The organism is uncultured Butyricimonas sp. (assembly GCF_959596855.1).
Lineage (GTDB): Bacteria > Bacteroidota > Bacteroidia > Bacteroidales > Marinifilaceae > Butyricimonas > Butyricimonas muris.
Window position 1 is genome coordinate 1 of record NZ_CAUFYA010000001.1, and the last position, 19749, is coordinate 19749.

Annotated in this window: 15 protein-coding genes; 5 read left to right on the forward strand and 10 right to left on the reverse strand. The window is 44.9% G+C overall.

The features are described 5' to 3' along the window. From Q5866_RS00005 to Q5866_RS00025, 5 genes are all read left to right on the forward strand, one after another. Positions 1 to 635: DUF6266 family protein (locus tag Q5866_RS00005; RefSeq protein ID WP_303177954.1), on the forward strand; the 635-nt coding region annotated here is incomplete at its 5' end. Between the two features lie 100 nt (positions 636 to 735). Then, positions 736 to 900 carry a hypothetical protein gene (locus Q5866_RS00010; RefSeq protein ID WP_303177956.1) on the forward strand — a complete coding sequence of 55 codons (165 nt, stop codon included), beginning with the start codon at positions 736 to 738 and terminating at the stop codon, positions 898 to 900. A gap of 171 nt (positions 901 to 1071) precedes the next feature. Continuing rightward, the gene (locus Q5866_RS00015; protein ID WP_303177958.1) at positions 1072 to 2244 is read left to right on the forward strand and encodes a MalY/PatB family protein; all 1173 of its coding nucleotides are present in this window, start codon (positions 1072 to 1074) and stop codon (positions 2242 to 2244) included. Positions 2245 to 2310: 66 nt separating this feature from the next. Further along, complete coding sequence (locus Q5866_RS00020; protein WP_303177960.1) at positions 2311 to 3147, forward strand: ATP-binding protein; 837 nt, start codon at positions 2311 to 2313, stop codon at positions 3145 to 3147. Between the two features lie 78 nt (positions 3148 to 3225). Then, the gene (locus Q5866_RS00025; protein ID WP_303177962.1) at positions 3226 to 3846 is read left to right on the forward strand and encodes a trimeric intracellular cation channel family protein; all 621 of its coding nucleotides are present in this window, start codon (positions 3226 to 3228) and stop codon (positions 3844 to 3846) included. A 100-nt stretch (positions 3847 to 3946) separates the two neighbouring features. Here the strand turns inward: Q5866_RS00025 and Q5866_RS00030 are convergent, their stop codons facing one another. The 10 genes from Q5866_RS00030 to Q5866_RS00075 all read right to left on the reverse strand — a co-directional run bounded on the left by Q5866_RS00030 (position 3947) and on the right by Q5866_RS00075 (position 19672). After that, a complete protein-coding gene (locus Q5866_RS00030; RefSeq protein ID WP_292265245.1) occupies positions 3947 to 4366 on the reverse strand; it encodes a hypothetical protein in 420 nt (139 codons plus the stop codon). Between the two features lie 12 nt (positions 4367 to 4378). Then, positions 4379 to 4993: a fasciclin domain-containing protein gene (locus Q5866_RS00035; protein ID WP_227216502.1), complete on the reverse strand. Its 615-nt coding sequence runs from the start codon at positions 4991 to 4993 to the stop codon at positions 4379 to 4381. Positions 4994 to 5003: 10 nt separating this feature from the next. Continuing rightward, positions 5004 to 6593 carry a RagB/SusD family nutrient uptake outer membrane protein gene (locus Q5866_RS00040; RefSeq protein ID WP_292265240.1) on the reverse strand — a complete coding sequence of 530 codons (1590 nt, stop codon included), beginning with the start codon at positions 6591 to 6593 and terminating at the stop codon, positions 5004 to 5006. Between the two features lie 11 nt (positions 6594 to 6604). Further along, positions 6605 to 10075, reverse strand: a complete 3471-nt coding sequence (locus tag Q5866_RS00045; RefSeq protein WP_303177969.1) for a SusC/RagA family TonB-linked outer membrane protein — start codon at positions 10073 to 10075, stop codon at positions 6605 to 6607. Positions 10076 to 10243: 168 nt separating this feature from the next. Then, positions 10244 to 11413 carry a FecR family protein gene (locus Q5866_RS00050; RefSeq protein WP_303177971.1) on the reverse strand — a complete coding sequence of 390 codons (1170 nt, stop codon included), beginning with the start codon at positions 11411 to 11413 and terminating at the stop codon, positions 10244 to 10246. Between the two features lie 65 nt (positions 11414 to 11478). Next, entirely contained in the window at positions 11479 to 12036 is a 558-nt protein-coding gene (locus Q5866_RS00055) for an RNA polymerase sigma-70 factor (RefSeq protein ID WP_303177973.1), read from the reverse strand. 161 nt (positions 12037 to 12197) lie between these two features. Beyond that, positions 12198 to 13388, reverse strand: a complete 1191-nt coding sequence (locus tag Q5866_RS00060) for a TlpA disulfide reductase family protein (protein ID WP_303177975.1) — start codon at positions 13386 to 13388, stop codon at positions 12198 to 12200. A 9-nt stretch (positions 13389 to 13397) separates the two neighbouring features. Further along, entirely contained in the window at positions 13398 to 14816 is a 1419-nt protein-coding gene (locus tag Q5866_RS00065) for a RagB/SusD family nutrient uptake outer membrane protein (RefSeq protein WP_303177977.1), read from the reverse strand. Positions 14817 to 14835: 19 nt separating this feature from the next. Beyond that, a complete protein-coding gene (locus Q5866_RS00070; protein WP_303177979.1) occupies positions 14836 to 18399 on the reverse strand; it encodes a TonB-dependent receptor in 3564 nt (1187 codons plus the stop codon). A gap of 97 nt (positions 18400 to 18496) precedes the next feature. Continuing rightward, positions 18497 to 19672, reverse strand: a complete 1176-nt coding sequence (locus Q5866_RS00075; protein ID WP_303177981.1) for a FecR family protein — start codon at positions 19670 to 19672, stop codon at positions 18497 to 18499. Positions 19673 to 19749: the final 77 nt, after the last annotated feature.

The following is a 19749-nucleotide window of genomic DNA, read 5'->3' on the forward strand; positions in this document are numbered from 1 at the left end:
ATTATTTTATGGCAGAATTTAATTCTTATTTGTTAGGTAAAGCGAGAAAATCAGTTGGTAACATCACGTTGTGTTACACGAAAGGGAAGAACATCGCGAAGGCGAAGGTGTTCTCGAGGAAAGACAACCCGACACCGGAGATACTGGCACAGCGGGCAAGGATGAAAGCATTGGTGCAACTGGGACGGAATCTTTTACCGGTGATCCGCAAAGGATTCACGGGTATCGGGAAAGGTTCAACGTCAAACGCGTTCGTGGCAACGAATCAAGAGGCGATCTTGGTAGACAACAAGAACGTGGTAACGGTGGACTTCGAGCGGCTGCGGGTGGCAACGGGGTTACTTACTCCGCCGAAGGTGACGATGGCGTACGACGAGGAGAGTAAGAAGTACCAGTTCACGCAGGAGGTACAGGAAGAGGAAGACGGGTACGCTTCCGCGGAGGACAAGGTGTACGGCGTGTTGTACGAAACGGAACGGGACAGGTCAAGGCTAGTGATGTTGAGAGCCCGCGGCGAGAGTGGCAGCACAAGTTACGCACTCCCGGAAGACTGGGATAGCACGAAGGTGAAAGTGTATTGCTTCGCCATGCTGAAAAACGGGAAAGGAGCATCGGACAGCGTACTGATTTCTTGATTTATGATTTCTGATTAGGTGATTCCTGCCGCACGGGCTTTGCTTTTGTGCGGCTGAATCCTCTTTCATTTTCAATTTTCAACTTTTAATTTTCAATTGTATGAATTATTTTATGATAGGAATGTTTTCGACACTGAGTTTAAATTCAGTGTTGTCGCAAATGGCGGATCATTTTTTCGCCGGGGTAGTAAGTATCGTGGGCGGAGTGGTTAGCTCCATCGTTGTCGCCCGGGTGAAACGCCGATGGAAACGCCGACAGGAATAGTGGTAATAGATTCCGATTCGGCACCGAACTGGTGCCGAATCACAAAAGAAGCATAGTGTTGTTAAGTACTTGTTACTCAAACACGAAGTAATTGTTCCAGCTTTCAAAAGCCGATAAATATGGATTTCACGAAAGAGTTTTGTAACTTGCAGCAACTTAAAAACAAACGATATGTACAATTTTGACCAAATAATAAATCGCCGGAACACGGCTTGCGCGAAATACGATAATCTGGCAAACGTGTTCGGGGTTACGGATATCCTCCCCATGTGGGTGGCAGATATGGATTTTCAGGCAGCACCTGAAATTCTGGAAGCCGTACGCCAATGTTGTGAAAAAGGAGTTTTCGGGTACACGTTCCGAACGGATGAAGCAAAACAGGCTTTCATTGACTGGACGGCACGTCGCCACGGCTGGCAGGTAAAACAAGAGTGGATATTAAGTAGCCCGGGTATCGTGACGGCATTGTCCCTCGCCGTGCGAGTGTACACGGGGAAAGGGGATAAAGTACTTATTTTTACCCCCGTTTACCCGCCATTCCATGCCGTGGTGAAAGACAATCAACGGGAACTCGTGTGCAGCACGCTGAAAGTAGAAGACGGACATTACCGCATCGACTGGGAAGATTTCGAGCGGAAACTGCAAGAAGGAGTGAAACTGCTTATCATCAGCAACTCGCACAACCCGGTAGGCAGGGTATGGACGAAAGATGAACTCACCCGCGTGGGTAATCTTTGCCTGCAACACGGGGTAACCATTCTCTCCGACGAGATACATGCCGACCTTGCCTTGTTCGGACACAAGCACACGGTAATGGCAGCCCTATCACCCGAAATTGCCGACATTACGGTAACCATGATGGCTCCCAGTAAAACATTCAATATCGCCGGAATGATGAATTCCGTTATCGTGATTTCATCTCCCGAACTACGCCGCCGTTTTGAAAAGGAAATATTATGCCTGCACTTGGATTTAGGAAATATCTTCGGGCATATCACGTTGGAAGCAGCCTATAAACATGGCGATGCATGGCTGGACGAGATGCTCCGCTACCTCGAAAAGAACATTACCTACACGCGACAATTCCTGCAACAAGAGCTTCCCCGGGTAAAAATGATTCCCCCGGAAGGCTCATTCCTGCTCTGGCTGGATTTCCGGGATACCGGATTGACACACGAACAGGTGCGGGAAAAATTACTCAAGGAAGCAAAAATAGGACTCAATAGCGGAACCGATTTCGGCGAAGAAGGCAGAGGATTCTTCCGCATGAACATCGGCTGTCCTCTTGCCACGGTAAAAGAAGGACTTGAACGAATAAAGAAAACATTTATTCCCCTATTGTAATAATCATTACAAAATATCTCTCCCTCGTGCCTTATCTTTGTATCAGAAATCAAAAACAACTACAAGATGAAACGAACAATAATCAAGATAGACGAGGAAAAGTGTAACGGTTGCGGTTTATGCGTACAAGGTTGTCACGAGGGAGCGTTACAGTTAATAGACGGGAAAGCCGTCATGATCAGCGATTTGTATTGCGACGGGCTGGGTGCGTGTATCGGGGAATGTCCCGTCGGCGCTATTGAGCTGGAAGAGAGAGAAGCGGAACCTTATAGTGAAGAGGCTGTCATGAAGCGTATCGCTCCTAAAGGGCAACACGTGATACTGGCTCATTTACACCATTTGAAAGAACATGGAGAAACAGAATTATTAAAACAGGGAGTGGAATACCTGAAACGCCATAACATTCCCGTGAACCTGCAAGAATTACATCCCGCCCAAAAACTGGGATGCGGGTGTCCCGGCTCCATGGCAAGAGAACTGAAACCTGTCACGAAAGCCGCCCCAGTCGCTTGTGCCGGAAATTCTGAACTCCGGCAATGGCCCGTTCAATTACATCTGCTTAACCCGCAAGCCGGGTATTTCCAAAACGCAGATGTACTCCTTGCTTCCGACTGTTCGGCATTTGCCGCCGGAAACTTTCACGAGCGTTTCCTAAAAGGCAAGATTCTGGCAATCGCCTGCCCGAAACTCGACCACAACACGGACTCCTACGTGGATAAACTTTGCGGTATGATTGACGATGCCAAGATCAACACGCTAACGGTGGTAATCATGGAAGTTCCTTGTTGCGGCGGACTATTCCAAATGGCATTGAAGGCAAGAGAACAAGCCTCACGCAACATTCCGGTCAAACGAATTATCCTTTCCGTGGAAGGAGAAGTAAAAAGCGAAGATTGGATGTAGTATCCTGTTGTAAAACATCTTATAACGAGAGCAATCGACATACATTATTACTATTTTTGTCCCCTCAAAAATAGGATTATGCATATAGATTTCACTACCATTATCGACTATATCGGAACCTTCGCTTTCGCGATCAGCGGTATCCGTCTTGCTTCTGCCAAACGTTTTGACTGGTTCGGGGCTTATGTCGTGGGAGCAGCCACGGCTATCGGGGGTGGAACAACCCGGGATTTATTACTGGGTGTCACCCCTTTCTGGATGCACCAACCATCCTACCTCATCGTCACGGGACTTGCCCTCCTGTTCGTCATCATATTCGGAAAACACGTGATCCGGCTAAATAATACCTTTTTCATTTTCGACGCCATCGGTCTGGGGCTATTCACCGTGGTCGGCATCGAGAAGAGCTTACTCGCCGGATTCCCCACATGGGTAGCAATCATCATGGGTATGACCACCGGAGCCGTCGGGGGAGTCATTCGCGACATTTTCATCAACGAGGTACCCCTTATCTTCCGAAAAGATATTTACGCCATCGCCTGTATTCTCGGCGGTTTTATCTACTTCGCCTGTGATACCCTCGGCATCGGTCACGTCACCACGCAAATCGTCACAGCCGGAAGCGTCATCCTTGCCCGTGTTGTCGCTGTAAAATACCACATCAGCCTCCCAGTACTGAAAGGGCATGAAGATCATTAGTATGAATCGAAAAAATGTGCCTGAAATTGTATTCCATAAGATACAACTCCAAGCACATTATCTCTCGGTCACCACGAGCTTTGCACGTCTACGACAATACCTATTTCACTATAATCCTGAAAATATCATCCTTTACGAAATGATAATCTTCATTACTTATTTCTATTGATAATAGATACACACCCTTGGGGATTTCGTGATGAAACGGGATAGTAAAAATCCCGCCGCCATTAATTGTACAAGCCGCTTTCATAGCTTCGGCATCACCTTCTCCGTCCACCTTTACATCTGCCACCCGATAAGTAATCGGAGCTGTTCCCAACACCCCCTGTATCCCCGTGGAAACCCAATCGGATTCATTCTCCCATCGTATGTACTCCTCCACTGTCCATTCCAAATTCACCACCAACGAGTCCGGAACATAAACAGCATTTTCCGTTTCCAAATAGCCAATTTTCACATCATGACACGACATCGCCACGACAACCAGCAATAAAAAACCAGCAATATATTTTCCCATAATTCTATTCATTTATAATTCACCACAATAAAAATTGTAATCCAAGGAAATCACGACACCTGTATTCGTTTGAATATCCGGACAAGCCAACGGAATACTTTTTTGAAAATCCAAAGAAACACAATAAAGAGTCAGCGGACCGGCATCTTCCACCCCGTGAGCAGGAGTAGACACCGTGTAAAGCCACACCTTTCCTCCTCCCAAAGTTGACATTTCAACACCACCGTCACGTCCGGAAGAGGCACTCGTGCCGATACTGCCGCGAGGAATATCCGTCATCATGTACCGGCCTTTAATCACGTGGCGCAACACGATTTTCTTACACGTGTCCGCGGGGATACTGTTTACATCAATGTATGCGCTGTCATACATCCAATTACGGATAGAATGATTGGTCGGTCCCAAAAACGTTATCTGCTCCCCGGGTCCCTCTCCCTCAAACAAAGAAGTTAACCCGGCACGTTCAATAACACGTACAATGGTATCCCAATTATATGAATCCCCTTTCAAGTACTCCAGCATAGAACAATCATGAACTCCATCTGAAATCCCCGTATCAATATAATTATATTTTGTATTACAAGCCCAAAACGTGGCTAACAACAGTCCAATAATTAATTTTTTCATGGCTATAACTTTATTTTCTATTAAACCAATATGTATTCTGAATCATCATAGGATTCAAAAAGAACGCTCCATCCCCTATCGGTAAAAAAAGAGCACCATCCGCCACTTCCTGATCCGTCAATAAACTATACACTTCCTCCTCTTCCTCGTGAGGGAACGGGAAAGGAACAAACACTTTATTTTTAGGCAATTCTGTTTTATAATATCCTTTATTTCGCATGATATCAAAGTAACGGTGGTCTTCAAAAATCAATTCTTTTTCTCTTTCCCGGAAGATCGCCATTTGCAAATCACCATCCGCGTATTCAACGGCTTTTGATCTCCGCTGAACTCTCCACAAATCCTGCACGGCACCGTTTGTATTCCCTAAATGCATCCGTGCCTCCGCCCTCAACAGAATCAAATCGGCCAAACGCCAAACCATCCTGTTCACGTCGAAATTCACAAATTCTAAAGTCTGTTCAGAAGTCGTGGAAGTACTGTACAACCCTTTTCTGTATTTATACTCGAAAGCATATCCGCCACAGGCGCGTGCGCTGTCCGGATCATTTGAATATAATTCCGGTTTATAAAAAAAAGCGTTCTTGCGTTCATCTGCTCCCGGGTACATATCGAGAACCGTTTGAATTTTCAATTTCCATTGATTACTATTAATATCTCCCGGAAGTGCTCCCGGAACAACAGGAAAACCGACAAACCAACGAGCGGATGTAAAAACAGTCCCATCCAATGTTTTATCTTGCGCGTTCAATTCTATCTCGAAAATACTCTCTTTACCATTACGTGTATTTAAAGTATTCGCGACCAATAACTCGGCACTATTCTCCAATTCATAAAACCCGCACTCGTCCGTGTCGATCACTTTGGATGCATAAGTATCCACCTTTTCCCAACATGCACGCACTTCTTCATCACTCAAACCTTTCCCCATCGCAGCTTTCCACGCGTAGATGTGTGCTATCAAAGTTGCCGCACTACCTTTACTACCGTATTGCTTCGAGGTAATTCTGGCTCCGGCATAATCCACCAATTCTTCATGCTTCTTCAATAACATGAAAGCTCTTTCCGCACAAGCTAATGCCGTATCCAAAACCTCCACCATCGGCTTTTTAGGACGAGCTTGAGTATCCTCTGTATGTCCGGAAATAACGGCATCTCCCCAATAACGGGCCAATTGCAGATAACATACCCCTTTTATGAAATTTGCCTGTCCATAATAAAAATCCATCCGATCTTGAGCGCACACGGGTTGTTGCACGTTATCAAACAACAAATTGCATTGATAAATCGCGTCATAGAAACTCTTCCAACTTGTCCCGACAGAATTCCATAAATGAAAACGCATAAAAACATCGGGAGATGGGAAATGACCGGAAGGAGAAGCATCCGTTTTCACCCCCGCATATTCCAACGTATTAAAAGTTCGAAACGACCATGCCAGTATCGCGTGCATTCCGCGAGTCAGCGCGGCTATATCCTGTTCATTTTTATAAAAATTAGTAAAGGTAACAGAATTTTCAGGCTCAACGTCCAACATACTGCTGCATGAAATACTCAAGCACAACACAATTGCAGCCAATAATCTTATCAATTTTCTCATAACCTATTCATCTAAAAATTTACGGTAAGTCCTAAAGATATCTTCCGGGCCAACGGGTAGTAATTAAAATCATCCATCCCCGAGTACATATCCACAACCTCCGGATCTAAACCGGAATAATTCGTCAATGTGAAAAGATTCTCGCCCGTGAAGAACAATCGCACACCGGACAGCTTCAATTTCTTTACAACCTGTTTAGGCACATCATAACCTATCGTGAATTGTTTCAACTTGATATAACTTACCTTTTCCAAGTTGGAAGCCAAAGTCCCCCCAAATTGCTGCAAAATATCACTATAAGCAGCCTTTCTCGGGTAATCGGTAATATCTCCCTCTTTTTCCCAAAAAGATACTTTACCCACGTTCTCCAGAATCGGAACATCCGGGTTTCCTGTTAAAGATTTATGATTATAAGTTCTATACATCTTACGTCCAAGAGAGTAAGTGAAAAGAATATTCACATCGAACCCTTTCCATTTAACTTCATTCACCCAACCTCCATAAGCCAAAGGCAAGGCACTACCTTGGTAAACCATATCTCCCGCACCGATCATGCCATCCCCATCAATATCCAAAATTCTCCTTGTTCCCTCCTCATAACGGGTAGCAGCATTACCGCTTCCATTTGCACCTACATACATTTTATGCTTGTAACCTCTTTGGTCATAAACATAAGGGATCTCATCATCCGTCTGATAATAACCGTCATCCTCGTACAAGAAAATAGAATAAAGCGGTCGTCCGATAACGTATTTTTCCACGTCACGCCCCGTGTAACTCTTCTTGAAAAGATTCCAGTTACGGGAAATATTAAATTTCATCCTCCAAGAAACGGCTGTTTCACGGAAGATATCAGCCTCCAGCTCCAGTTCCAATCCCTCGTTCGAAACCCGCATGGCGTTCTGCCATTGATTCGTCATAAAACTCCAGTTACCGCCCAAGGGAACGTAATACAAAAGACCTTTCGTCAACTTATAATAATAATCCAACTTAAATTTTATACGATAATCAAACATATCCATATCCAGCCCTAAATCATACTGGTCACTCTCTTCCCATGTCAACCGACGATTAATCATTCCACCCATGGGATTCGGAGAAATTGTCGTTTGTCCCAAGAAAGTCCCGTTCGGAACCATCACGCCGTGCGCCAAGTATGCCTGCCCGAACTGTTGCCCGGAACGTCCCCAAGAAGCACGAATCTTACCAAAATTCAACCAAGACACGTCTTCCAGAAAACTTTCTTCTGAAAAAGCCCACCCGACAGCCGCCGACGGGAATGTAGCCCAACGCACCTTATTCCCAAACACGGAAGAACCATCCTTACGCCAAGTTGCTTCAAAAAGATAGCGTTGCATATAATTATACGCCAAACGGGCATAATAACTGACCAACACTTTTTCTGTCCGATCCGTTTTAGCTTCTTTCAGGTATATGGTCTGCCCATTAACCTCAACAGATGTTCCCTCGTCCACGATATAATGAATCTTGTCACTGGCTCCCCCCAATCCTTTCGCCGCAATATAATCGTTCTGATCAGACTGGTAAGAAATACCGAACAACGCGTCTATATTGTGTTTCTCGTTAAAAGAGGTTTTATAGGTCAACATATTCTCGTTCAAAATTAACAAGTTCCGGTCGACCTCCCCGATAGAAGAACTCAGACCGTTTGTCGGATCCAAAGTACTGGGTCGAAAATTATTTCTCATTCCTTGATTGTAATCCAAGGAGCCAAGTACAGACAAATTCAATCCCTTGTACAACTGGTATCTTAAGTTCAGATTCGCGCGCAAACGGTAAGATTCATTCTTCTCGATGGAAGTATTCAACTCTTCGAGCAATTTCTCCTCATTTATCCCCCCGGCGGCAAGAAGAGAGGAAGTATTTTTGGGATCTACCGTCAACCTCTCGATTTTTGACCCGGACATGGTACCACCGGTACCGGCCCCGCGACTACGGTCTGTATACGCAAAATACAACCTTGTATCCAGACTCAAATTCCGGGCAGGTTGCGTACCTAAATTTACAATCAGATTTACACGGGAGAAATCACTCCCGTACATGATCCCCTTTTCAGTATAATAGCCGGCCCCCACGAGGTAATTTATCGTTTCACTTCCCCCGCTTGCTTGAATATTTGCGTTTACGATTTCCCCGGCACGGAATGCATAACGGAACCAATCCGTGGAATTATTATAATACGGATTCAAGGAATCCTGTAACTGTCTTTTCCCGCTTGTGCGCTTCATCGCGTTGTACCACCAACGGTCATATAATCCCAAACCGGTTTTAGAATCCAAATAATTCTGCGGGAATATATATTCCCCGTTATTATACCCGGCCATATGTTCATTCTTCATCATGTCAAAATTAAAAGCCCTCTCGCCTCGCCCTCCCGTTTGTACCGGAGTCTCGGGTAATATAGAGTAAGAATAGGATACATTTGCAGAAAAACTGGCCCTACCGGCTTTACCCTTTTTCGTGGTAATCAGGATCACTCCATTTCCGGCACGCGAACCGTAGATCGCCGCGGAAGCCGCGTCTTTCAATACCTCGACGGACTCTATCGTCGACGGGTCAATCTCTGCCAACGCATTCGTCCCCGTGATTGGAGAAGTAAACGAATGTACAGGAACCCCGTCAATAACGTACAACGGTTCCCCGTAATCGCGACCGTCCCCCACGAACAGGGAATTATATCCCCGGATAGCAACAACACTACCGCCGCCACCGGGAGCACCGCTCTGCGTATTGATCTCGACTCCCGCCATCCGGCCTTGCAACAGATTTTCGAGGCTTGCCGTCGGAACCTCTTTGATATCGTCCGCTTTCACGGAGGATATAGCCCCCACGACTTCCCGCTTTTTCCGTTCCCCGTAAGCCACCACGGTTACCTCGTCAATACTTGCCAAATCCTCTTCCAACGTGATTCTAAGCGTATCAGAGGGAAGCTTGAATTCCAGCTCTTTCGTCTTAAACCCGACGAAACTCAATACCAGCGCACCTTTCGTAATCGGCAACCGGAAAACAAAAATCCCTTTATTATTTGTTGCCGTACCGATATTCGTGTTCTTCAACCTCACCGTTACGCTCGGTATAGGCTCCTTCTTCTCGTCTATCACTCTACCGACCAACACGTGCTCTTTTTGAACCGAATCCCTCGTGACAACCGGGTTTTTCGTGTTAAGAATAACCACGTTATTCACGATGGAATACGTCAGATTCGTACCCTTCAACACGTGCAACAACACATCCTCCAAAGCCATATCCTTCACGTCGATAGAAATATTCCTGACGCTTTTGATATCCTTGTTATCAATGTTATAAAAGAACCCGTAATCCGTTTGCAATTTCAACGATTGAATCACTTCTTCCAAAGTCGCCCCGTTCAATTTAAGACTGACCGTCTTATTCTGAGAATAGAGGCTTGCCGATACATTCATCGACATCACGAACAAAAAAACTGTCAATAATCTTGTCATAAGCCACATTTTTCGAAAACAGTTCCCCCGTATAGGAACGTTCCAACGATTTTTTTTCATACATTTGTTATTCTTAAATGAAACATTACCGGGAACAACACCTGCAAAATGTTCGTTCCCTATTTGTTATTGACAAGAAGTTGCTGCAAACAACTTCTTGTTTTATTTTTACTCTTTCACGATAACCGTCCGGCCACTCACGTTAAATTGTACATCACCCGCTTTTGCTATGATTTCAAGCACTTCATCCAAACAAGTCTGTTTTTTCATGATACCGAAAAAACGTTTCTCTTTCAAACCCGGATTTTGATAAAACACCTCGACATCATACCAACGTGCCACCTTCCGCATAATGGATTCCAAATCATCATTCCGGGCAACAAACAGCCCATCCTTCCAAGCCACGTAAGGGAATACGTCCACCGTCTCTATTCTCACCTCCCCGGACTGTTTATGCAAACGGAATTGCTCTCCCGGTACTATTCTCCGGAACACATCCTTCCTCTCTCCTTTTACATTTATCCCGACGCTTCCTTTCACCAAGGTTGTTTGCACGACATCCTCATCCCGATAAGCCATCACGTTAAACTCCGTTCCGAATACCTTCACCTCTTCCTGCAAAGTTTCAACGATAAAAGGTCTCTTCTCATCTCTGTAAACAACAAAATACGCCTCTCCTTCCAGAAATACCCTGCGTTCATTCATTCCAGTGAAAGACGTCGGGTAACGCAAACGGGAATCCGAATTCAAGTATATTTTCGTGCCGTCAACCAATTCCACGATATACTCTCCGGAAGGCGGAACAACCAGCTCGTTAAAAACAGGAGCCTCCGTAATAACCGTGTTTTGTCGATAACGCAAAACGCCATTCTCAACTTGAATCGCTACACAATCCTGTCCGACAGTTTTTTCCGAAAACGTGGAATCAATAACGATTTTTTGTCCCCCTCCCAATGAAAGTATCACATTCTTATGACCGGGGGAAAAACGGAAACCCGAATTAACTTCTTGAACATTCTTCGTGCGATCGTTTTGCCAATAAACCGTTCCGAGCGTCACGGACAATAGCAAAGAAGCGGCAATTCCTCCCCAAGTCCATCGGTTCATATAACGACGTCGCTTTCCCCGAATACTAGCATATCCTTTCCGGACATCGACACGGGAACATTGTCTTTCCATAATCTTCTCCTGTTGCCGGCAAAAACGTTTATAATACAACCGATGTTCCTTGCTCTCGGCGTACCATACGTCAAATGCCTTCTGCTCCTCGGTGGAAAGAAGTTCCCCCGTCATTTTCCGGTAAAGAAGAGATACATTTATAAACTCCGATTCACTCATCTGTTTAAATTTTTACACCTATGACGTAAAAATGAAAAAACAGGGTGAACGAAAAATGAAAAAAATTATGGATTGAATAACTTTGAAATTGCTTTTCGTCTCATTTTCAGCAGAACAAAAGACATAAAAAGATGTACATGCTGACCAGAAAGAGTTTCTCGTAAATCTTGATATGCTTTTTTCATGTGAGTTTTTACCGTGTTAACAGACAATCCCGTGACTTCCGCAATCCGCAGATAACTCATCCCCTCGTAGACACTCAACTTCAACACTTCCCGCCGTTGCTCCGGTAATTTTTCAATTTCCTCCTCGACCCTGCAAATCAATTTCTCCTGCTCCAACACATCAAAATCTCCCGTGTAGTAAGCCGCATCAAACAACTTCACGTCCAAAGGATCGGTAATCTTTAATTTACGCAGGTAATCCACGCACCCGTTCTTCACGCAACTATAAAGATAGGAACGGCTATACTCCACATTCTTTAAATCCTTTCGGGATAAAAGTGCTAAAAAAACATCCTGCACCATATCTTCCGCCGTTTTCAAATCCCCCACGTACCCCTCGGCAAACAAGACAAGGCGCTCGTAATACTTCTCAAATAATATGTCGAACTCACTTTTCACCGTATATACACTTTATCCACGGACAAAGATAAAGAATATAATTATTTCCCAACAACGGTGACACAATTTATTACCACAAACCACTTTATAACACAGTTATCCCGCTACCGAACGGTAGCGGGATAACAAAGCATATTTATAATAAACGAGTTGTTGTATTATCAATCATAAATCTCCTCCAAAACGGCATCCAATTGCGCACCCCGCATATCCGTTTTAAAAATACGTCCTTCCTTATCCAAAAGAATACACGTGGGAACACCCTGCACGTTATACACTTTAGCAACCGGACCGTTAAACTCTCCCGGATCATTCAATTGCGTCCAAACCATATTCTCCTCTTTCATGGCTTTTTTCCACTCCGCATCGTTCCGGTCGATAGAGATACTGATAATCTCGAAACCTTTATCCTTATATTCCTTGTATACTTCTCTCAGGTGAGGGATTTCTCCCCGACAAGGTCCACACCACGAAGCCCAGAATTCCAACATCGCGTATTTCCCCGCGGGCACGTATTCCGACAACTTCACTTTCTTCCCCTCCGGATTCACCAACTCAATATCCGGGTACTTGGCGCCCACGGCGATACGCTTTCCGACTTCCGCCATTTTCTTGAACTCGGTAGCCTTTTCCGTGTTTGGCCATGCTTTCTCCACCAAGGTTTCCAATTCATCTATCTGCCCCGGGGTGATACGGACGTACATATCCTGAAAATACTGTTTAGCCATATCAAACCCCACCACGGTCTGGATATTATTCTTCACAAATTCCCATTTCATGTCAGCCAATTGCTTTTCCAGCTTCTCCATGGCACGAGCCAACTCGATCCCCTTCTTCTTGTTGAAAACACCATCCAGTGCCGGGCGGTGATATTCCTCCAAATACTGTCCATGCAAATCACCCAAACGGTTTCTCAACTCCCGTCCATCCGCCTGAAATTTCTTGTAGAGGTCTTCCATCGCCGACCCGCTCACTTTCGCTGCCTTTCGCGGTTTATCACTCCAGTACATAGTGGGCAGACTATCAATATTCCCCGAAAAACTAATCACGGAATTTTCCAGATAGAACGGACTATTCGTGACATTTCTCGGTGAGAATTCCCCTCCCTTAGGATTTCTATCAATCTGTATCGTGTAGTACCCCGGCTCCGCGACCACTCCCTCGAACACAAATTTCCCGTCCTTGATCACCGTGCTGTCAATCAATTCCGATTGCGGGTAATCCACTCTATTCAACACGACTTTCATTCCCTCCGCATTACCGGAGATTTTCCCGTTAATCACGTAACGGGGTGCCTTCTGGCAGGAATATCCTGCCAGCAAACACGCTAAAACAATAATTACTGTCCTCATATACTTTTTTTATAATGGATTTTGTTCTAACAAATTATTTCCAGCCAATGCACTTTGAGGTATCGGGAATATCAACTGCTTATCCGAAACGACGGTCGGCTTCACGTCTGAAATCTTCAAGTCACCCTCTATATGATAGCGTACCAAATCGAACCATTCTTCATAAACCTCCGCGATCAACTCCAACATCTTATGCTGCCGCACCATCTCCAACAGTTGATTATCAGGAATCGTGTTCACGTAATCCGTATCATACCCTGCACGATCGGTAATTTCTTTTAAACTTGCCCGAGCACCGGTATAATCATCATATCCGCGAATAGCGGCTTCCGCATGAATCAAATAAACCTCTGCCAAACGCAAATAAAAATAAGAATTTGACTGTCCATTCAGATCGCTCTCGTTCAACGGATATTTCCCATTTAAATTCGGGCCATAAGTACTTGTTGCAAAAGTCACGGCAAACCGCAAATCAAATCCTGCACCGGTCACCAAGTCACCATCTTTCACCCCACCCACTAACATATCAGCAACTTGTTGGGGATAACTTCCCGGCTTCGTTGACCTTATATTTGTAATTAACCTCTCTTTGAACCCCCAAGCATAAGCGGCAAATAAGGCTTCAGAAGAAGTATGTCCATGCTTGAATATATCCGCAAAATTAGTTTCCATCGTGTAGCCATACTCTGCCGCTTCATCCAATACCTCTTTCGCCAAATCGGTAGCCTCTTTATATTTCTTTTGATATAATAAGACCTTCGACTTAAATGCCCTTGCCGTAAGGTTACTAATATAATAATGTTCGGTTGGTTCTTCCGGTATCATTTTAATTGCATCCTCCACATCCTCCATAATATACTTGTAAGAATCCTCCACGGAACTCCTCGCGGCTGCTTTATTCTCCGTCATATGTCGTTTTACCAGTACGATCCCAAGGGTAGAATTTTCATCATAAAATTGTCCGTAAGCACGCAATAAAAAGAAATTTGCCATTCCCCGAAGGAATCGGCATTCCCCAATCATCCGTGACGTACTGACAGAGTCCAAACCTACGGCTCTCCCCTCTTCCAATTGTTCGCCCACGAGACTCGCGTAATTCACGATAGCATAAAGTCCTTTATAATATTTTGCGATCGTTTCAGATTCAGGTTTGACCGTATTATCACTAAACACGGCCCTATCTGTCAAAGAACTTGCCGTTAATGACCCCGCCAATAATCCCATATTAGGAGTAATCATACTAATGTCACTACTACGCCATAACTCGTACACGCCTCGTAAGGCAAGATCAGCAGACTTCGCATCCCGGATCAAAGAACTCTCGTCTAACTGATAATAGGGCTTAATGTTATCAATATCCCCGGTCAAGTCACAGGATGTCAAACCCAAAACCCCAATGAAGGAATATAGTAAATATCTTAATTTCATATCATCTCAATTTATATTATTAAAAACTAACCTTGAATCCAAAAGTAAATGTCTTACTTAAAGGATAATTGTCATTACTGAACACAGCCTGCGTGATCGGATTTCTACCCACGGTTACATCGTCTCCCATCAATTCCGGGTCCAAACCCGGCCAATTCGACCATGTCCATAAATTAGATGTGCTCACGAATAATTGTGCACTTTCCAACCCAACCCGTTTTGCCCAAAGATTCGGCAAATTATAGGAAAGCGTGATATTCTTCAGCCGCAAATAGGAAGTCTTAAACACGTAACGGTCCGAAGTTCTATAATTTTTTCCGGGATCTAACACCAGTAATTGAGCGTACCGGGCATTCGTGTTTTCCGGCGTCCATGTATTATGATAAAATTCTCTGGGAATACTATATCCTAAATTTCCATAAGCAGACGTCGACAAATCATTTAACATAGCTTCCGCACCTTGAGAGAATTGGAATACCACTGCCAAGTTCCAATTTTTATAGGTAACCGAATTAAAGAAACCTCCGAAAAACTTCGGTTCCGGATTAGCTATCACTTTTCTATCATCGCTCGTGATACGTCCGTCCCCATCTAAATCGCGATATTTATAATCGCCGGCACTTGTACCAGACTCTTGGAAATAAATACTATTATCCGTCGGGTCAACCCCGTTTGCCAAACGTGCCTCGTAATTATAGCGATCGACCTCTTCATTCGACTGAAATATTCCATCCACGACGTATCCTTTCATCACTCCCGCCGGATATCCCACGACAACTTGATCGACTTGGGAAGAGGACAGTGTAGCCCCGTGCAAATCTTTCACTTTATTCCGGTTAAAAGCAATATTAAAACTAGAAGTCCAATTCCAATCATCATTCCGAATAATATCGCCGCTCACTTCCACTTCCAATCCTTTATTCGTCAAGTCCAGCAGATTTGAATAATATGTTATCGATCCCGTTTCAAGTGCCACGGGAGAAAGACTCAAAGCCCCGTCCGTGAACCTGTAATAAGCATCTACACTCCCGTAAAGACGACGATTAAAAAATGAAAAATCTACTCCGCCATTATATTCTGTCGTCATTTCCCAACGCACATCTCGATTCGGGAACGCACCTTTCGGTAATACCGAAGGTTTTTGTGCCCATAGATCGTTGCTTGCCCTACCAAACAATTGTTTATAAACGAAATCGTCAATATTCGTCGATCCGGTCTGTCCCACGCTGAAACGCAATTTCAAATCATCCAATTTGGAAAAATCTTCCATGAAACGCTCGTTACTCATTCTCCAACCTAAAGAAAGCGAAGGAAAATACCCGCGTTTATTACCGGGTCCGAACTTAGAAGAAGCATCCGAACGGAAATTCACTTCAGCCAGATAACGATCCGAGTAAATATAACCGATACGGGCATACACGGAATTCAGACCGTTTACCGATTTACCATCACCGTAATATACAGCACTAGCTGCCGACCCAATATTGTTCAACACCTCATCGTCCGCAAAATCTTGGTAACCGGCATACTCACTCGTCGAGAAAGTACGATCCCATCCATACCCCACCATGAAACTCAAACGGTGGTCCTCAATATCCAAACTATAATCCGCCCGAAAATTAATAGATGTGTTTGAAACATCACTACTCGTTACATCACGGGTAGATGGATATGTACTTCCGCCAATAGCAGACCAATCTTCTTGGGTAAAAGCCGGAGTAAAACTACTGCCCTTGGATTGAAAATTTGCAATATTAATATCTCCCCGGACCTTCAACCCGTCTATAATACGATATTCCGCGTAGGCACTCCCGATAAATTGATACATCTCCGACCTGTTGCTTATCTGTCTTTTAGCAACCGGATTAGCCCCATATACCGGCATCCCCCACGATGGACTAAGATCTATTTGTCCCCAATCCCCGTTTTCTTTTTTAACCGGTGCGTCCGGACGTATGTTCCAAACCTTGTAAAACTCATCTGCAGTTCCCGTGGCATCTTTCCGCTTAGATAACGAATACCCCATAGTCACCCCACTTCTCAACCGGTCGGTAACATTAGCATCCACGGCAAGACGACCGCCATATCGCTTAAAACCGTCATTAATATAAATACCATCTTGATTCACCGAATTGAATGAAAAAGAATAATTAATATTTTGACTGCCACCACTTATTCCCAAATTGAATTGTTGATTCGTGGCATTAGAATTCTCTATTTCTTTCACCCAGTTGGTATTAACATCACCAATAACTCCTTCCAAAAGACCATTATATGTCGTACTTAACGGAGTATAATAATCCACGTCATATACAACATCCAAATCACCCATAGTTAGCATATTACCGAGCATCATCCCACGTGTTCCCTCGTCTATCCGGTAACCACCGCCTATCTGGGCTGACTTTTGGGCATTCATTGCCTCGGCAGAATATTTCATCATCATATCCTGTACTTCCGCAAATTGAGCCGTATTCAACGGTTTGTACCTTTTCACCGGATTCGCCACCGTCACGCTGTAACCCGCCGTCACGGTCAACTTCTCATTCCGTCTCCCGCTTTTAGTTTTCACGATAATTACACCGTTAGCCCCCCTCGAACCGTAAATCGCGGTAGCGGCGGCATCTTTCAACACGTCAATACTCTCGATATCATTCGGGGAAATCACCAATAACGGGCTCATCCCGCCTTGTTGCGAGAAAAACGGCACATCATCGATCACGTACAACGGTTCGTTCGAACTACCCGACACGGGCGAGGTAATACCTCTCACGTTAATCTTCGAGGGAGCACCCGGTGCACCGTTATTTTGTGTTACCAACACACCTTTCAACGCACCACCCAACATCCCGTCAAAAGACGTCGCACTACTGGAAAACTTACTCAACCGATCGGCGTTAATCGAAGATACCGAACTCGTCACGTCATGCTTTGACTTCGTACCATAACCGATCACGACCACGTCACCCAGACTCACTTGCTCTTCCTCCAGAACCACGTTGATCTCTTTCTGTCCCGTGTAAGGAACTTCCTTGCTTTGCATTCCCACGAAAGAGAAGACAAGCGTAACATCCTGCCGTTCGGCAAAAGTCAGCGTGTAATTCCCGTCGATATCGGTAGCGACACCCACCGTTGTCCCCTTCACGATCACGGATACTCCCGGCAGGGGCAGACCGTCCTTATCTTTCACGTTACCGGTTACCCGGATCTCTTTCACTTCCTTTTTCACGTTATCTCTCGCCACTATCGCGATAGAATTTCCCTCGATAGTGTACGTGTAAGGAGTCCCTTCCAACACCTTGTTCAGCACGTTCTCCACCGTCTCCGCCGTCACATTCAACGTCACCGGCTTCAACTTATCCATCTGATCGTCGCTATACACGAAATTGTAAGTCGTTTGTTTACGGATTTCGGCAAACACTTGCTTGACCGCCGCATTCTTAAGATTAATAGTCACCCGTTGCGGTGATGCAGAAGAGGAATTAGCCCAAAGATTCGTTACCATGCACAAACACAGCGTCATAATCACGAACACTTTGCAATAAATCCCCGCAAAAGCTTTCTTTTCTCGCGAATTTTTCATACTCTTGTAAATTAATTGATGATTCAATTGCCTAAACCTCCAATTTAGGCGGTTAACTTATTTACGACGGGAAGTGCTGGTAACACTTTCCGTCTCTTTATTTAGTAATGGTTATTTTATTTCCATCCACTTGAAATTTCACTAATAGCGTACGCTGAAGCAAATTCAACACGTCCCGGAAATCCTCGCTCCTGTCCACCCGTCCCGAGAACCGTTGGGAACGGGCATCATCAGCCGCGAACACCACCTCCACGTCATACCAGCGTCCCAATTTTTCCATAATCTGCTCCAGACTTTCACCCTCGAAAGAGAAATATCCCTCTTTCCATGCCACGTACGCCGACGCATCCACTTCCGTCACCACACATTCCCCCGTTTCCGTATTCACCTCCGCCATCTCGTTCGGGCTCATCATCCGTTCTCTCGAAGCATGTTCCAAAGACCTTACCCCCACTCGTCCCTCTACCAGCACGGTCTGTACCTGCCGCAGGTCATAGCTGTTCACGTTAAACCGTGTCCCGTAAACCTTCACTTCCACCCCGTTCACGCTCACCTTAAACGGCTTCTTGTCCTTCGTCACCTCGAAATAAGCCTCCCCTTTCAAAGAAACCTCTCTCGTCGTGTCACTAAAAATCACCGGATAAGTAAATTCAGACTCGGAATTCAACCAAACGACAGTACCGTCTGCAAGCTCTACCCGAAACTCTCCTCCGCGAGGAATGATCAATGTATGGTGATCCGCTTTCTTTCCCTGATTTGTCGATTCCGTGTAAGCGATTCCATCCTTTCCCGAAGAAACCACTCCGCCCGCGAGTTGTTTCAACAAATTGCTCTCTTTCGCCAAATTCACCCGTGTTCCATCCCCCGTTACCAAAATCGGTTGCGCTTTCCCGTGAACCGCCACGGGCAACACATTCTCGGGCATCACCTCCCGCGAACCGTTCGCATACCAGAAATACAGCCCCACACCCAACAATATGATAAACACCGCCGCGTAGCGAGTGAAATATACCAGACGTCGTTTACTGTTTTTCCGCTTATTCTGCCGAAATTTATCCACGTACCGGTTCCGGTCACGTTGATACGTTTCCCCGGACAATCCCGCGATACCTTCCGAACGGTCAAACTTAGAAATCCGATTGTAAAAAGCCCGATGCTCCGGAGAAGCATCCAACCAAGCATTCAATTGCTCCTGCTCCTCTTTTGTCAAATCCTCTGCAAGACTCTTCCTAATTAACGTCCATTCCAAAGATGCATCGTTTCTCTTTTCCATAGTTTTCGGGTTTAATTTTTATTAAGACGCCTCAAAAGAGAAAAAGGTTAAGACAAAATATCATTATTTTTTGATAA

What these genes read in the sequence shown, in the direction of transcription:
- Q5866_RS00010 (WP_303177956.1), top strand. Translation starts at nt 736, where the DNA reads ATGAATTATTTTATGATAGGAATGTTTTCGACACTGAGTTTAAATTCA.
- Q5866_RS00015 (WP_303177958.1), top strand. Translation starts at nt 1,072, where the DNA reads ATGTACAATTTTGACCAAATAATAAATCGCCGGAACACGGCTTGCGCG.
- Q5866_RS00020 (WP_303177960.1), top strand. Translation starts at nt 2,311, where the DNA reads ATGAAACGAACAATAATCAAGATAGACGAGGAAAAGTGTAACGGTTGC.
- Q5866_RS00025 (WP_303177962.1), top strand. Translation starts at nt 3,226, where the DNA reads ATGCATATAGATTTCACTACCATTATCGACTATATCGGAACCTTCGCT.
- Q5866_RS00030 (WP_292265245.1), bottom strand. Translation starts at nt 4,366, where the DNA reads ATGGGAAAATATATTGCTGGTTTTTTATTGCTGGTTGTCGTGGCGATG.
- Q5866_RS00035 (WP_227216502.1), bottom strand. Translation starts at nt 4,993, where the DNA reads ATGAAAAAATTAATTATTGGACTGTTGTTAGCCACGTTTTGGGCTTGT.
- Q5866_RS00040 (WP_292265240.1), bottom strand. Translation starts at nt 6,593, where the DNA reads ATGAGAAAATTGATAAGATTATTGGCTGCAATTGTGTTGTGCTTGAGT.
- Q5866_RS00045 (WP_303177969.1), bottom strand. Translation starts at nt 10,075, where the DNA reads ATGACAAGATTATTGACAGTTTTTTTGTTCGTGATGTCGATGAATGTA.
- Q5866_RS00050 (WP_303177971.1), bottom strand. Translation starts at nt 11,413, where the DNA reads ATGAGTGAATCGGAGTTTATAAATGTATCTCTTCTTTACCGGAAAATG.
- Q5866_RS00060 (WP_303177975.1), bottom strand. Translation starts at nt 13,388, where the DNA reads ATGAGGACAGTAATTATTGTTTTAGCGTGTTTGCTGGCAGGATATTCC.
- Q5866_RS00065 (WP_303177977.1), bottom strand. Translation starts at nt 14,816, where the DNA reads ATGAAATTAAGATATTTACTATATTCCTTCATTGGGGTTTTGGGTTTG.
- Q5866_RS00070 (WP_303177979.1), bottom strand. Translation starts at nt 18,399, where the DNA reads ATGAAAAATTCGCGAGAAAAGAAAGCTTTTGCGGGGATTTATTGCAAA.
- Q5866_RS00075 (WP_303177981.1), bottom strand. Translation starts at nt 19,672, where the DNA reads ATGGAAAAGAGAAACGATGCATCTTTGGAATGGACGTTAATTAGGAAG.